Origin of the sequence: Clostridium sp. 1001271st1 H5, from assembly GCF_005845215.1 — a bacterium.
Lineage (GTDB): Bacteria > Bacillota > Clostridia > Lachnospirales > Lachnospiraceae > Enterocloster.
The window spans coordinates 66,976-82,188 of the sequence record NZ_SPHO01000020.1 but is presented as its reverse complement, the minus strand read 5'-3'; the positions used below and the strand labels follow the sequence as shown (position 1 = coordinate 82,188).

Below are 15,213 nucleotides of genomic sequence, written 5' to 3'. Positions count from 1 at the left end.
CCGACGGGGTCAAAAAAGCCGCTCTTCCCGGCAAAATGCAGAGATTTGCGGCTTTTATTGCGTATGTCAGGTCAATCCTTATTTAACAGCAATTGCCTCGATTTCACACAGAACGCCCTTTGGAAGGGTCTTAACTGCCACACAGCTTCTGGCTGGTTTGGAAGTGAAATACTTGGCATATACTTCGTTAAATGTAGCAAAATCGCCCATGTCTGCCAGGAAGCAGGTGGTCTTAAATACCTTGTCAAAGCCGCTGCCTGCTGCTTCCAGGATGGCGCCTACGTTCTTGCAGCTCTGCTCAGCCTGTCCTGCAATGTCCTCTGCAACGCTGCCGTCTGCCGGATTTACCGGTATCTGACCGGACGTGTAGATTACTCCATTAACCTCAAATCCCTGGGAGTATGGTCCGATTGCGCCTGGTGCTTTTTCTGTGCTGATTACGTTCATTTTAAATCCTCCTTGTTTTTAGGGGAAATGCCCGTACAATATGTATTCCCCATTATATTGATTTTCATTCTCACGCGACATGCGCGAACCCCAAAGTTTATTATATCGGATAATTGAAGATGTTGCAAGATGGGCCTGGATTCTTCTTTGTATTTTTTACCGTGCTATTCTTTTTATACATTTCCCGCAGCAATGAAAGGTAATATAAATATACGGCGCCATGGACGTCACCAGGATGCCATCCTGCTGATGGCTGTATGCGAAATGATGCGGGAATACAAGAAGGGGAAGGAGCAGGCGCTCCTTCCCTGATACGTATCTCTCCGCCTGCTCACTCTAAAAGGGAAAGAAGATACTCCTTCGTATTCCTCTTCGGTTCCTCCAGTACCATATCCAAAAACCGTGACAGCGTACTGCCCACCTCCCTGCCCGGCTTCACCCCTGCCTCCATGATGTCATGGCCGGACACAGCCAGGGTCTTAAGGCTGATGCAGTCCCCGTCCCTTCGGATTTCCTCTGTCAATTCCCGGACCTGGCGCAGCCATTCCACTTCCCTGTCATTGGATTCTGCCTCAGAAAGGCATATTTTAAGAGTGAGCAAATCATCAAACAGCTCCGGCTCCATCTGGCTCATGGCCCAGCGGATTAATGCCTTGGATGGTTTTACAGGCGCGTCCCCGGATGATTTTTTTCCTGATTCTCCCCCTTCATCTTCCATAACCTCCTTATAGCCTACCCTCTTCCCCTGCCACTCCACCAAAGTTCTCACCTTGCAGATGGTATCATTGTCCAGCTTTAAATCCTTCAATATACCCGCTGCCTGGGAAGCGCTGCACTCCCTCAGAAAGGCTGCCCACCGCATATGCTTTACCGCCGGAACCCCGGACGGAACAGGCGGCACCGCCCAATCCCCTGATTCCATGACACCGGCCCTGTGAAATCCCTCTGACACAAAGGGACTGATTCCAGTCTCATACACCAGCGAGATATAATCCGGATGGGAACTCAATAAAAGCTTGGTCAGCTCCACCTGTATCCGTTCCTTGCTCACATGGACCATATTAGGCGCAATTACCTTGATAGCTTCAAAGGTGTGTTCTTCTATGGAAAAACCCAGCTGGGCAGAAAAACGGATGGCCCGCAGTATTCTCAGGGCATCCTCCGTAAAGCGGTCCATCGGTTCACCTACGCACCGGATAACGCCCTTTTCCAGGTCATCCGCACCGCCGAATTCATCCACAAATCCCCTGCGGCTGTTATAGGCCATGGCATTGATGGTAAAATCCCGGCGCTTTAAATCCTCCGCCAAATCCGGCGTAAACTCCACACTGTCAGGATGGCGTCCGTCAGAGTACTCCCCGTCAACGCGGTAAGTCGTTACCTCATACCCTTCCTTTCCCATCATCACGGTCACGGTTCCGTGCTGTATGCCGGTATCCACGGTGCGCCGGAATACCTCCTTTACCTGCCGGGGCAGGGCGCTGGTGGTGATATCCCAGTCCCCCGGCTCCCTGCCCAAAAGCATATCCCTGACGCATCCGCCCACCACATACGCCTCGTATCCATGTTCGTACAGTCTATTTATAATCTCCTCTGCCGGAGCAGGAATTCTGATTTCCATGTCTGTCTGCTTCCTCATACTTTAAATATTTTATGATTTACATTGCCACGGTCTTATTTTATCAGTTCTTCCGGCCTTTTTCCAGAGATATTTTAACTGCATACCCCTAAACGGTCCATTTCTCCTTATACTGTTTCAAAACTATAATTACGGGCCGCTGCCTATGCCGCGTGATTGTTTTGTACAGGGAAAACGGCTTGTTTTCCATTCCCGAAATGCTATAATTGTATTAACGTATCATCAGACAACATTCTATGAAATGGATGCGGTACGAACCAGCGGAGGAACTGCGGATGAACTGCAAGACCGTTAACATAAGCCTGCAAACAGAATATGACAAAACCAAACTGCTCCAGGGCCTGTGTCTGGCTGCCCTTGGCATTGCGCTGCCGGGAATCCTGAAAACCACAAGCTTCTCAATCGAAAGCGCATTGGATGTTTATGTGAAAACAGGAAATACATATTATCTCATGATATCCGCAGCGCAGATGGTGCTGATGAATTGCATCAGGGCGATTCCCCAATATATGGGGGCTTTTCTGATGAGTGAATCCATCCGCATGATATACCGCGGGAAACGGTTCTTAATTTTTAATTTTCTGCTTACCTACCTGGTGCTGTTTCTTGTTTACAGGGGCATTTACTTCATCCACGGAATCCGGTTCGATTTCGGACTGACAGCGCACATCATGATTCTGTCTGTGTTCGCGCTTACGTACCTAAATTTATTTTCCATCCCTCTCTCCAATAAAATCTTTGTGCTGATATCCATGCAGCTCTGTTTCCAATGGCTGGATGAAATTCCTGTTATCAGCAAATACGGCTTTGGACGCGGAAATCTGTCGTCCCTGATAAAAGAAACCGCTGTTAGACACGGAGACGGATGGACGCTCAGCTTTTATGCCGCCGCCCTGGGCTGTTCCTTTTTGTTTGCACTGCTTATCCAAATACGGCTTCTTTATAAAGAGCACCGTTTAAAAACAATGACGGAACAGAACAAACAGATGACGGAACAGCTGTATCAGGCCCAGATTGACGCACTGAAACTCAGAAGCGCCAGCGAGGTCCAGAGCCTGGTGCATGATTTAAAATCTCCGCTCACCGCCATGCAGGGCCTGATTAGTCTCTCGGAAATGATGGAATCCGACCATCAGATACGGGAATATCTGGGAAGAATCAGTGCATCCGCCGAAGGGATGAGCGGGATGATTTCAGATATTCTCTATGAAGAACACAGGGAGCTATGCCAGACAGACGAGCTGTTCCGCACCATACTGGCCCAGGCTCAGGCCGGCATACCGGGAAATATTATCAAATACCGGAACCATGCCAAAAGCGCCCTGCTTCAGGTTAACCGAATCCGTTTTTCCCGGGCAGTGATTAACATCATCCAGAATGCATACCGGGCTGTCGAGGAAAAACCGGACGGCCTGATTGATATTTCGGTCAGGGAATTACAGGGGACCGTCATTATCCGTATTTGGGATAATGGAAACGGAATACCGGAAGCAATCCAGGAGAAAATCTGGCAAAAGGGATATTCGGCAGCCGGTTCCACCGGAATTGGTCTTGATTTTGTAAAACAGGTAATTGAAAATCATGGAGGGGACATAAAGATTCAGAGCGGAGAAGGACAGTACACCAACTTTGAAATATGGATGAAGGAGGCTGCTTTGCATGGCGAAAACAATACTGATATGGGATGATAACAAAGATATTCTCTATACCATGGAACAGATTTGCAAGTTTCAGAAATGGCGTCCTCTGCTTGCCGAAAATTCCGTGCAGGCCCAAAAATTCCTCCGGACATCCGCCATCGATCTTGTCATTGTGGATTACCATATGCCGGATATGGACGGCATCACGGCGGTAAAAACCATAAGGAAACTACTTCCCCATCTTCCCATTATTGTCCTGACCATTGAAGAACGGGAATTCGTGGCGGAAAGATTCATGGAGGCAGGGGCTGACGACTACGCCCTGAAACCCATTAAGGCCGTTGACCTGATTGCCAGAATCAAAGTCCATTTAAGCTATGCTGAGAAAAGCCAGTACTACGATAATACGGAAAAGGGAATTGGGTCAGTAACGCTGAAAAAACTGGAAGATGCAATGAGGGAATTAAAAGAATACAAAGAGATTGAAGAGCTTGAGGAAATCACGGGTATCAAAAAGAAAACCTTGTACCGCTATCTCCAGTACATGCAAAAGGAGGGACAGGTGGATGTGCAGAACAGCTACGGCAGAATGGGCAGGCCAAAGCTGGTGTATTTTCTGAAACGGTAATCCGGCGGATTTGAGCAGGGGTTGTCAGTGGTCCGAAAGGACATTTACTGGCAACCCCTGCTTTTTTGTAAGAAAAATGAGAAAAAATAGACTTGACCTGACGATAACAGTATACTTTTGCTAAAGAGTTCAAGTTGTAACAAAGAGCGTTTTAAGGAGGATAAAATGGAACTAATCGACGAAATTAAAAAGCTGGAAGAAACCATGATTGCACAGAGACGTCTGCTTCATCAGAATCCGGAACTCAGCTATCAGGAATTTCACACAACAGAGTTCTTAAAGAAAGAGCTGCTGAATTCCGGCATTGAACTGGAACCGCTCCAAATGCCCACCGGCGTTTCCGCAATTATCCGTGGTGAGCGGCCCGGCAAAACAATCTGTATCCGCCACGATATAGATGCGCTGCCTATCCAGGAAGCTACCGGTCTTTCCTTTGCCTCGGAAATGGATGGAATCAGCCATGCCTGCGGTCATGACATCCACGCAATCATAGCGCTGTACTGCGCCAAACTTTTGCAGGAAAGAAAAGACAGCCTTGCCGGCAATGTCAGAATCGTATTCCAGCCCGCAGAAGAACCATGCGACGGCGCACAAGCCATGATAAAGGCAGGACTGATGGACCTGACACCCCCAAATGATATTGTGGTAGGGCTCCATACCCATCCCGACACACCGGCCGGAAGCATCTGCCTGAGAAAGGGCCCCATGGAGGCTGGCGTGGAACATCTGAAAATAACAATCCGCGGAAAGGGCGGTCACGGCGCCCATCCCTACCGCTGCGTGGACCCGATAATGACAGCGGCATTCCTGCTGACACAGCTCCAGGCAATCATAACCAGGGAAAATCAGGCCGTAAAACCCACTGTCCTGACATTTGGCAGCATTCACGGCGGACAGGCTTCCAACGCCATACCGGACCAGGTAACCATACTGGGAACACTTCGGACCTTTTATCCGGAATGCAGGGAACAAAATATCGAGGCCATACGCCGTATTACCCATTCTGTCTGCGAGGGCATGCGGGCGGAAGGAGAAGTGGAAATAATGGGAAGCCTGCCGCCGCTGTACAATGACGGGGAGGTGGTGGACGATATCATCCATGCGGCCCACACAGTGCTCGGTGAAGACAAGGTAGTGGAATTTGAATTTCCAAGCCCTGGCTCCGACGATTTCTCAGTCTTTTTGGAATACAGCAAAGGCGCACAGTTTTTCCTGGGTACTGCCAATGATAACCCCGGGAGCCGTCTGGGCCTTCATAACGCCTCAAACATTTTTGATGAAACATGTATAGCCGCCGGCGTAGCCGTACTCACCCAATACGTTTTAGACCGTTTATGCGAAGGAGGAAATAAATCATGAAAGAAAAAAAATGGAGTCTGGGGACAGTCATCCTCTACGGAATCAATATGGTAATCGGAAGCGGCATCTTCCTGCTGCCGGGAAATGCCTATAAAACAATGGGAGCCGGGAGTCTCCTTGCCTATGCTTTTGTTCTTGTCCTGGTGATGTCCATAGCACTGTGTTTTGCTGAATGCGGAAGCATGTTCGAGCGTTCCGGCGGCCCTTATCTGTATGCCCAGAAAACCTTTGGCTCCTTTGCCGGTTATGAAGTGGGGATTATGAAATGGATTGTAAGCATCATTGCATGGGCAACCATGGCCGTTGGATTTTCCACTGCGCTTTCAGCAGTGTTCCCATTGTTTGCAAATCCCGCTGTCCAGAAGATGACCGCTGTCAGCATCATTGCAGTCCTGAGTATCATCAATCTGTTCGGAATTAATATCATGGCCTACCTGAACAATATATCCACAGTAGCCAAACTGGTTCCCCTTGTTCTCTGCGTCACAGTGGGTATTTTCTTCATCAAAGGCTCTAATTTTACGCCGCTGTTCCCGGCCGGCCTTGGCTCCGCAGGGGTCTCCGCAACCATTATCACTGTGTTCTATGCTTTTACAGGATTTGAAAATACAGGTCTTGCAGCGGGGGACATGGAGAATCCTGCCAAAAATGTGCCGAAAGCATTGATTTTATCCATGTCCGTTGTTTCAATTGTTTATTTCCTTATACAGTTTATCTGTATTGGAACGCTGGGAGAAAATCTATCCGGCACCTCTACCCCGGTAGCGGATGCAATGGGAATTATCCTTGGAAATAAAGGCGCTCTTTTAGTAACCGTCGGTACCCTTGTTTCCATTGCCGGAATTAACATCGGTTCTTCCTTTAATACCCCAAGATGTGCCCAGGCCCTTGCCGAGGACGGGCTTTTACCGGAATCCATTACAAAGCGGAACCGTCATAACGTACCCTATGTTTCAGTGGTTGTAACCGGAGTGCTGGCCATTCTCCTGTCCCTGAGCGGCAGCTTTACCGAACTGGCAATGATTAGCGTGGTCAGCCGGTTCAGCCAGTACATCCCCACATGCCTGGCCGTCATCTTTCTGCGGAAAAACCATCCAGAGATGAAAGCAAATTTCAGGGTTCCTTTTGGAAACGTGATTCCTGCCGTGGCAGTCATTGCCAGCATCTGGCTTTTGATTAACACGGAATTACCAAAGCTTGTGGCCGGACTTGGCGCAATGGTTGTAGTGGCTCCGCTTTATTTTTACATGAAGAACCGCAAGAAGGCCAACGCAGCCAACGAGGAAGCAAATACAGCAAGCTGCAGCTTTTCCCAGTAAATAAATGGCAGATACAGGTCTAATCCTGCATCTGCCATTTCCATATATATTTTTATATACAACCCTAGTACGCCTTGCCCCAATAAACCATTTTCTTCGCCGGTTTCCCGCAGCAGACACATGTATCGGACAGCTTCTCCTGCTCAAAGGGGATGCATCTGGATGTGGCGCCGGCCACTTCCTTGATTTTTTCCTCGCACTCCAGGCAGCCGCACCACATGGCTTTTACAAAGCCGGGCTTATTGTTGACGGTATCCACAAATTCATCCCATCCGGCTGCTGTATAGGTGTGGGCATCCCTGTGCTTTCTTGCCTTCTCCAGCATGGAGTCATGGATGGTATCCAGCATTTCGCCTGCTCTTGACTCCAGCTCATCCAGGGATACAAAGCTCTTCTCATGGTTATCCCTGCGCACCAGCACGGCCTGGTTCTTCTCTATATCCTTTGGTCCTATCTCCACGCGGAGGGGTACGCCGCGCATCTCACAGTCAGCAAACTTCCAGCCCGGACTCTTGTCCGTATCATCCACCTTTACGGCAAATCCTGCCTTGGTAAGACGCTCCTTCAGCTGGTATGCCTTATCCAGCACGCCCTCCTTCTGCTGCTGCACCGGAACAACCATAATCTGGACCGGAGCGATTCTCGGAGGAAGCACCAGGCCGTTGTCATCGCCGTGCACCATGATGATGGCGCCGATGATACGGGTGCTCACGCCCCAGGAAGTCTGGTGTACATACTTTAATGTATTGTCCTTGTCCGTAAACTGGATGTCAAATGCCTTTGCAAACCCGTCTCCGAAGTTATGGCTGGTACCTGACTGCAGGGCCTTTCCGTCGTGCATCAGGGATTCGATGGTGTAGGTTGCCTCTGCTCCGGCAAACTTTTCCTTATCCGTCTTCTGGCCCTTGATAACAGGAATGGCCAGCACTTCCTCGCAGAAGTCAGCGTACAGGTTCAGCATCTGGATTGTCCTGGCCTCAGCTTCCTCAGCTGATGCATGGGCTGTATGACCTTCCTGCCACAGGAATTCCCTGGAGCGGAGGAAGGGACGCGTGGTCTTCTCCCAGCGCACAACCGAACACCACTGGTTATAGACCCTGGGAAGGTCGCGGTAGGAGTGGATGTCCTTTGCATAAAAATCGCAGAACAGTGTCTCAGAAGTAGGCCGGACGCACATGCGCTCCTGCAGTTCCTCCAGTCCTCCATGGGTTACCCACGCCACCTCAGGGGCAAATCCCTCCACATGGTCCTTTTCCTTCTCCAACAGGCTCTCGGGTATGAAGATAGGCATGTAGACATTCTGCACCCCTGTCTCCTTAAACCTTCTGTCCATCTCCTTCTGGATGTTCTCCCAGATTGCGTAGCCGGCCGGCTTAATCACCATGCATCCCTTGACGCTGGCATAATCGCACAGCTCCGCCTTCTTTACCACATCCGTATACCACTGGGCGAAATCCTCATCCATGGATGTGATGGCCTCTACCATTTTCTTGTTGTCTGCCATGATTCTTCTCCTTTTCGTTATTTACATTGACCCTTGCATATCTAACATTATGAAACTAAAAAAGCCACCCTGTCCCCTGCGCTCTATGCACAAGGGACCGAATGACTCGGCGGTACCACCCTCATTAACCTCAGGGCCCTGTCCGCCCTCATGGTTCTCTCATAATCCGTTAACGCCGGCATACGCTGCATTCATCATGCAGGACTCCAGGGTGGGTTCAGCATCTGCCAACCGTAAGGACCTCTCACCTTCGGTCCTCTCTCTGTGACGTGCAATCACGCTTACTGTTCCCTTTCCATGTCATTTCTATGAATTGGTCATCTCTTTATGTAAGAATGATTTTACGTCAGTTTTGGGACTTTGTCAACCACAGAATCGCCATATGACGCTTCTGTGGCAGACAAATCATTCCTTGTATCCCCCTATGTCTCCATCTCTTCCTCTTTCGTCCATGCCTCCACCATATCCTCAATCAGCAGCAGCCCCAAAGGCCCCAGTATGAACCCAAAAAATCCAAACAGTTCCAGCCCCACATACACGGACGCCAATGTCTCAAGAGGAGACAGACCCACCTGGCCGCCCATCATACGCACCTCCAGAATCTGACGCACGAAGTAGCACACCAGGTAAAGGGCCGTGAGAATCAACGCCTGTTTCCAGTCCCCCACGGCCAGCTTAAGGACCGCCCATGGTATAAGCACCGTACCGGTCCCAAAGATGGGAAGGGCATCCAGTATGCCGATTCCGATGCCTGCCATGATATAATATGGATTCCGCAGCAGGAACATTCCCCCGATGCACAGTCCCGTTGTTATGAACAGAATAATTCCCTGGCTCCTGAACCAGGCTTTCCCTGTCTGTACCAGGCGGCTTCCAATCATATTGAATTCCTTGCGGAAGGCGGACTGGTCCCGGCGGTCCCGCAGGTCCTCCATTTCCTGAAGGCTTAATATGGCTGCCAGGAACACCACAAGGCTTACAATGGCTCCTTTTGCCAGGCAGCTGATTACAGACATGGAGTTGGCCATGAGAAAGGGCATGGCGGCTGTTTTGCATGTATCTACCATATGATAGAGCATGTCCCCTGCCATGTCCGCCACACAGCCGGCCCTCAGCCCCATGGCATGTTCCATCCTGTGGCAGTTTCCTGTGAGCCACACATCAAACTGTTCCAGCCACACAGGCAGCTGTACCATAAGCAGCTTGCCCTCTGCGCACAGCTTCAGGGCGCCTCTGTAAAGCACTGCTCCCAGGACGGACAGCACTGCCAGAAATTCCACGCCGCCGATGACGCCGATGGGCATATGATGCCGTTTTCCCCTTACCGTTATTTTCATGCGGTAGGACAGAAACCTGGCCGAAGGCCGCAGCAGCAGGGCCAGGATATAACCCACGAAAAAAGGAGCCACGAGGGGCAGCAGGTATTTAAATCCTGCATACACCGCTCCCGTGGTTCCTGTTATAATTAATAATTTCTTCAGTTTCTTACCGGGTTTTTCCATGGACTCACCTGTTTCTGATTCGTACTTCCTTTGTACCCTCATAGTATGAGCCGATGGCCTGAAATTATTCTGTTTCCTGTGTGCAAGAACTGCCGGTAAATTATTCCTTTGTTACCAGGCTGTCCACTGTTTCCTGTGTCACCAGCTGGTTGTCCAGGATTACATAAGGCTCGACCTGCTTGCCTTCCAGATAATCATAGGCAGTGTTCAGGATGGCTTTGCCCAGGAAGAACGGCGGCTCTGCGATGGTAGCGTCAACCTTGCCAGCCTTCATTGCATCCAGGGTATCATCGATGGCGTCACAGCCGATTTTTACGATTTCATCGGTTCTTCCGGCTGCTTCCATTGCCTCCAGCGCTCCTAACAGCATTTCGTCATTTGCAGCGTAAAGTCCGTCGATTTCCGGATTAGCCTGAAGAATATTCTCCATAACGCTCATGCCCTTGGCCCTGTCAAAATCAGCTACCTGGCAGGCTACGATTTCCATATCAGGATTGTCCTTCATGACTTCGTTAAAGCCCTGGGAACGGTTCTGCGCAACATTGGTTCCCATAATGCCCTGAATCTCAACAATTTTGCCCTTTCCGCCTAATGTGTCAACCAGGTACTGTCCAGCCATACGGCCCGACTTGATAGCGTCATAGCCAATATGTGAAATGACCTCGCCGCCATTGGCCTCGCGGTCCATGGTGAATACCGGAATCCCCGCCTCATTGCATGCCTCGATGGAGGACACGATGGCGTCGGAATCACAGGTATCGATGATGATGGCGTCCGGTTTTTTTGTAATCAGGTTTTCCACGTCCTTCATCTGGATGGTGGGGTCGTCCTGCGCATCGGTAATGTAGAGCTCAATTCCATGCTCGTCCGCAGCCTTCTGGACTCCGTCCTTTACATCCACGAAGAATGGGTTGGTCTGCGTGTTCATGGCAAGGCCAATCACATATTTCTTTCCGCTTCCCTCTTCTGAGCCGGTTTTCTCCGCCTCGGAAGCAGGCTCCTTGGCCTCATCCTTTGCCTCGTCCTTTGCTGCCTCAGTCGCTGCGGCTGCGGCCGCTGCGGTGGTGTCCCCTGAACCTGAGCTGCATCCAGCCATCAGTGAGCACGCCATTGCCATTGCCAGTACAGTTGCCCCAATTTGTTTCCTCATAATACATTCTCCTTTTCTTTTATGAAATTTGCATAACAGCCCGCCGCACCATGGGCGGTATGGCAGACCATAGGTACCATATCCTCTGCGCCCGGTTCCGGGCATGTTCTATTCTGCCTTGGCAGACAAATCCTTCACCTTCTTGTCCACCAGGACTGCAATCAGTATGACAGCACCCTTCACAATGTTGGTGGCATGGGGATTTACGTTCATTAGTGTCAGGATATTATCAATAATACCCATAATCATGGCGCCCACCACGGTGGGGAGCACAAAGCCCACGCCGCCGCTTAAGGATGTGCCGCCCAGGATAACGGCCGCAATGGCGTCCATCTCAATGCCGGTGCCGCTGGTGGACTGGGCAGAACCCAGTCTGGCCGTCAGAATCACGCCTGCGATTCCGCACATAAGCCCATTGAGCGTATACGCCATCCACTCCGTGAAGCGGACGGAAATACCGGACAGGCGCGCGGCCTCCCGATTGCCCCCAAAGGCATAGATGCTGCGGCCGTAGCTGGTCTGTGTCAGCACATAGTGGGCAATGAGGAAGAGGATGATAAGGATGATGACAGGTACCGGCACCCCGGCAACTGTACCCTTGCCAAAAAATTTGTAGGCATCCACCTTAATGGGAATGGGGGAGCCTTTTGTATAAACGAGGATGCATCCGCGCAGGAGGGTCATCATGCCCAGGGTGGAGATAAAGGGAGGAATCTCACACACTGCCACAAAAAAACCATTTACAGCGCCGCATCCTATGCCTACAGCCAGAGCCACCAGAATGGCCGCGCCCGCATTGCCCGTGGATTCCAGGATGCCGGAGGCCAGAACGCCTGCCAGGCCCAGGATGGAGCCCACGGAAAGGTCGATTCCTCCGGTGAGGATGACAAAGGTCATGCCGCATCCCACAATACCGGCCACTGTAATCTGCTTAAACACGTTAAACAGGTTGGCCACGCTTAAAAAGCTGGGGGACAATATGGTTGCAAATACGCAGATTACCAGTAAAATCAGTACGGAACGGTAAATATTGAGCTGGCCGATACATTTTTTCTTATTTATATTATTCATTTTCGCTGACACCTCCGGATGCATGGGCTAAAATAATTTCCTGATTCATTTCTGACTTGGGTATTTCCAGGACCGTACGGCCTTCCCTCATGATGACCACCCGGTCGCTCATTCCAATGACCTCGGGCAGGTCCGTGGAAATCAGTATAATGCTTTTTCCGGCCCTGGTCAGCTCATCCATGATTTGATAGATTTCCGCCTTGGCCCCCACATCCACGCCGCGGGTGGGCTCGTCCAGAATCAGGATGGACGGGTTGGCCTCCAGCACCTTGGCAAATACCACCTTCTGCTGGTTGCCGCCGCTGAGTTTACCTGCCAGCTGCTGCAGGCTGCTGATTTTAATGTTGAGCCTCCTGACCTGCGCGTCAATCTGTTTTGTCTCCAGCTTCTTATCCAGATGAATGAAATGGGTTATCTTGTCCAGGGATGACAGGGAAACATTCTCCCTGATATTGCGTATGAGCACCAGCCCTTCCTGCTTCCTGTCATCGGACACAAATCCGATTCCTGCCTTCAACGCTTTCTTTGGGCTGGAGCAGTCCTTCTTTTCCCCGTTTATGTAAATCTCTCCGGACTCCATGGGAAGCGCCCCGTACACGATTTTAGACAGCTCTATGGTGCCTGAGCCCAGAAGTCCGGCCACTCCCAGTATTTCGCCCCTGCGGAGGCTGAGGTTCACGTTGCGGACGCCTTTGCCGCAGATATCCTTAAGCTCCAGCACAGTTTCATCCTGCCTGTAATCCCTCTCAGGGTACAGGTTGGTAACACTGCGACCCACCATCATGGAAACCACCTCGTCATAGTTGGTGTCCTTTATATCCTTGGTCGCTATGTATTTTCCATCCCTGAACACGGTCAGGCGGTCTGAAATCTCGAAAATCTCATCCATTCGGTGGGAGATATACAGAATGGAAATCCCCTTCTCCTTAAGCTCCGCTATGATTTTAAACAGGATACGGATTTCCTCATCTGTCAGGGCAGCCGTGGGCTCGTCCATGATGATGACCTTGGCGCCTATGGTCAGGCACTTTGCGATTTCCGTCATCTGGGATTCAGCCACAGACAGGTTGCGCACCTTGGTGCGGCAGTCAAACTTAAGACCCAGACGGTCCAGCTCCTCCTGGGCGTCCTTGTACAGCTTCTTCCAGTCCACTGCGCCGTAGGAAGTTTTCGGAAGCCTTCCCAAATACATATTCTCCGCCACGGACAGGTCCCGCACCATGTTGAATTCCTGGTATATCATGGCGATTCCCTTGCGCTCCGCATCCTTGGTGGAGTGGAACACCACTTCCTCCCCATTGACATACATGTGTCCGGAAGTATATCCCTGGGCTCCTGCTATGATTTTCATCAGGGTGGATTTGCCTGCGCCGTTCTCACCGCACAGGGCGTGCACCTCGCCCCTCCTCACATCCAGATGGACTCCATCCAGGGCTTTTACACCCGGAAATGTCTTCACAATTGAATCCATCTGCAATACTAATTTTTCTTCCATGTTACCCCTCCCTTGCTGCTAAGAGTTCCTGAGAGCACCCCTTTTACCAGGGCTGTATCAGTAAGCGCATCCAGCCACTAATATCACGTTGGTGTATCCGGTAAATTCACCGGTAAGGACAATGGCCTTGGCATCCCTGCTGCGCTCCTTAAGCTCTGTGTGGGGAATGTATTCCACCGGAAGGCCCTGGGGCAGAAGGGCCAGCGCCTTCTTGTGGAAGTCCGGAGTCACAGTCAGAGCCTCATCCGCGAACACGGCTCCCTCCACCACGATATATTTAAGTATTTCTTCAAGTACATCCAGGTAAGCCGGGTCACCGGGCCTCCAGCCCAGGTCCACGCGCTCCACTCCCCTGGGAATGGGCAGCCCTGCGTCTCCGATAATAATGGTATCCTTGTGTCTCAGTTCCGCCAGCACCCTGGCCAGCTGTGGATGTAATATTCCTGTCTTTAACATGTTCGTTTCCCCTTCTCCTGTTACTGATGTCAATGGTTTGCTGCCATAAATGCGTCAATCTCTTCCCTGACCGGCATGGAGGGCGTGGTGCCGATTTTCTGTACGGACAGCGCCGCCAGGGCATTGGCAAAATCAGCTGCCTCCCACAAATCCTTTCCCTCTGACAGCGCTGCCAGAAGGCCGCCGTTAAATGCATCCCCGGCGCCGGTGGTATCCACTGCGTCCACCTTATAGGCAGGTATGATTCCCTTCTTTTCTCCCGTGTTTATGTATACGCCGCGATGCCCCAGTGTAATCAGCACGTTCTTTACGCCCTTGGAAAAGAACCAGTCCGCCGCCTTATCCGCTGCTTCCTCGCTGTCCACCTTGATTCCTGTGAGAATCTCCGCCTCCACCTCGTTGGGCGTAATCAGGTCAATCTTGCCCAAAAGCTCATCACTGACAGGCTGCACAGGAGCTGTATTTAAAATGACCTTGACGCCCTTCCTGTATGCCATGTCCACAATGCGTTCCACAGAGGATACGTTAGTCTCCAGCTGTGTCAGCAGATATTCGGACTGTCCCACCAAATCCTCCAGGGAATCCACTTCCTGGTCCGTAATGGTATTGCAGGCCCCCAGTATGACCACGATTTCGTTCTGGCTGCTGTTTTCATCCACCATAATCAGGGCGCATCCTGTCTCCGTTGTCTTGGAATACAGTACTCTTCCCGAATCCATGTGAAGCTCATGCATGGTATTAAGGGCAATGTCTGCAAATGCATCCTGACCCAGCTTTGTCACCATGGTCACATCCGCTCCTGCCTTATGGGCCGCCACTCCCTGGTTGAATCCCTTTCCGCCGGGACCCATCTTAAACACGGTTCCCTTCACCGTCTCTCCTGCTGCCGGCAGGTGCGGCGTCCTGCCCATCAAATCCACCACAAAGCTGCCGAATACCGTTACTTTCTTTCCCAAATGTTCCATATATGATTTCTCTCCTTAATCCATCCTGGCTGTGTGCC

The 15,213-nt window shown here is 50.9% G+C and carries 13 protein-coding genes and 1 other annotated feature; of the genes, 4 read left to right on the top strand and 9 right to left on the bottom strand.

Annotation, left to right across the window (positions count from 1 at the left end; genetic code table 11):
* Nucleotides 1-78: 78 nt before the first annotated feature.
* A complete protein-coding gene (locus FGS84_RS23990) occupies nucleotides 79-447 on the bottom strand; it encodes a RidA family protein (protein WP_002566105.1) in 369 nt (122 codons plus the stop codon).
* A 331-nt stretch (nucleotides 448-778) separates the two neighbouring features.
* Nucleotides 779-2,068 (bottom strand): CCA tRNA nucleotidyltransferase, encoded by a 1,290-nt coding sequence (locus FGS84_RS23985; RefSeq protein WP_138310839.1) that lies wholly within the window; start codon nucleotides 2,066-2,068, stop codon nucleotides 779-781.
* 254 nt (nucleotides 2,069-2,322) lie between these two features.
* Between FGS84_RS23985 and FGS84_RS23980 the strand changes: the two genes are divergently transcribed.
* The 4 genes from FGS84_RS23980 to FGS84_RS23965 all read left to right on the top strand — a co-directional run bounded on the left by FGS84_RS23980 (nucleotide 2,323) and on the right by FGS84_RS23965 (nucleotide 7,032).
* Nucleotides 2,323-3,774, top strand: coding sequence for a HAMP domain-containing sensor histidine kinase (locus tag FGS84_RS23980; RefSeq protein WP_138310838.1), 1,452 nt, complete (start codon nucleotides 2,323-2,325; stop codon nucleotides 3,772-3,774).
* Nucleotides 3,746-4,354 carry a response regulator gene (locus FGS84_RS23975; RefSeq protein ID WP_138310837.1) on the top strand — a complete coding sequence of 203 codons (609 nt, stop codon included), beginning with the start codon at nucleotides 3,746-3,748 and terminating at the stop codon, nucleotides 4,352-4,354. The genes FGS84_RS23980 and FGS84_RS23975 overlap by 29 nt, the downstream gene beginning before the upstream one ends.
* Nucleotides 4,355-4,519: 165 nt before the next feature.
* On the top strand, nucleotides 4,520-5,713 hold the full coding sequence (locus FGS84_RS23970; protein WP_138310836.1) for a M20 family metallopeptidase: 1,194 nt from the start codon (nucleotides 4,520-4,522) through the stop codon (nucleotides 5,711-5,713).
* The gene (locus FGS84_RS23965) at nucleotides 5,710-7,032 is read left to right on the top strand and encodes an APC family permease (RefSeq protein ID WP_138310835.1); all 1,323 of its coding nucleotides are present in this window, start codon (nucleotides 5,710-5,712) and stop codon (nucleotides 7,030-7,032) included. The genes FGS84_RS23970 and FGS84_RS23965 overlap by 4 nt, the downstream gene beginning before the upstream one ends.
* A 64-nt stretch (nucleotides 7,033-7,096) precedes the next feature.
* Here FGS84_RS23965 and proS read toward each other — a convergent pair whose 3' ends face one another.
* The 7 genes from proS to rbsK all read right to left on the bottom strand — a co-directional run bounded on the left by proS (nucleotide 7,097) and on the right by rbsK (nucleotide 15,175).
* The gene (proS, locus tag FGS84_RS23955) at nucleotides 7,097-8,536 is read right to left on the bottom strand and encodes a proline--tRNA ligase (protein ID WP_138310833.1); all 1,440 of its coding nucleotides are present in this window, start codon (nucleotides 8,534-8,536) and stop codon (nucleotides 7,097-7,099) included.
* Nucleotides 8,537-8,625: 89 nt separating this feature from the next.
* Nucleotides 8,626-8,843 (bottom strand) — a binding site (T-box leader).
* A 115-nt stretch (nucleotides 8,844-8,958) separates the two neighbouring features.
* Nucleotides 8,959-10,080, bottom strand: a complete 1,122-nt coding sequence (locus tag FGS84_RS23950) for an AI-2E family transporter (protein WP_138310832.1) — start codon at nucleotides 10,078-10,080, stop codon at nucleotides 8,959-8,961.
* Nucleotides 10,081-10,138: 58 nt separating this feature from the next.
* Nucleotides 10,139-11,188 carry a substrate-binding domain-containing protein gene (locus tag FGS84_RS23945; RefSeq protein WP_138310831.1) on the bottom strand — a complete coding sequence of 350 codons (1,050 nt, stop codon included), beginning with the start codon at nucleotides 11,186-11,188 and terminating at the stop codon, nucleotides 10,139-10,141.
* 108 nt (nucleotides 11,189-11,296) lie between these two features.
* Complete coding sequence (locus tag FGS84_RS23940) at nucleotides 11,297-12,259, bottom strand: ribose ABC transporter permease (protein ID WP_347563881.1); 963 nt, start codon at nucleotides 12,257-12,259, stop codon at nucleotides 11,297-11,299.
* Complete coding sequence (locus FGS84_RS23935) at nucleotides 12,252-13,754, bottom strand: sugar ABC transporter ATP-binding protein (protein ID WP_138310829.1); 1,503 nt, start codon at nucleotides 13,752-13,754, stop codon at nucleotides 12,252-12,254. Before FGS84_RS23935 ends, FGS84_RS23940 begins: the two co-directional genes overlap by 8 nt.
* Nucleotides 13,755-13,811: 57 nt before the next feature.
* Nucleotides 13,812-14,210: a D-ribose pyranase gene (gene rbsD / locus FGS84_RS23930; RefSeq protein ID WP_138310828.1), complete on the bottom strand. Its 399-nt coding sequence runs from the start codon at nucleotides 14,208-14,210 to the stop codon at nucleotides 13,812-13,814.
* Nucleotides 14,211-14,239: 29 nt separating this feature from the next.
* Nucleotides 14,240-15,175 carry a ribokinase gene (rbsK, locus tag FGS84_RS23925; RefSeq protein WP_138310827.1) on the bottom strand — a complete coding sequence of 312 codons (936 nt, stop codon included), beginning with the start codon at nucleotides 15,173-15,175 and terminating at the stop codon, nucleotides 14,240-14,242.
* Between the last annotated feature and the right edge of the window lie 38 nt (nucleotides 15,176-15,213).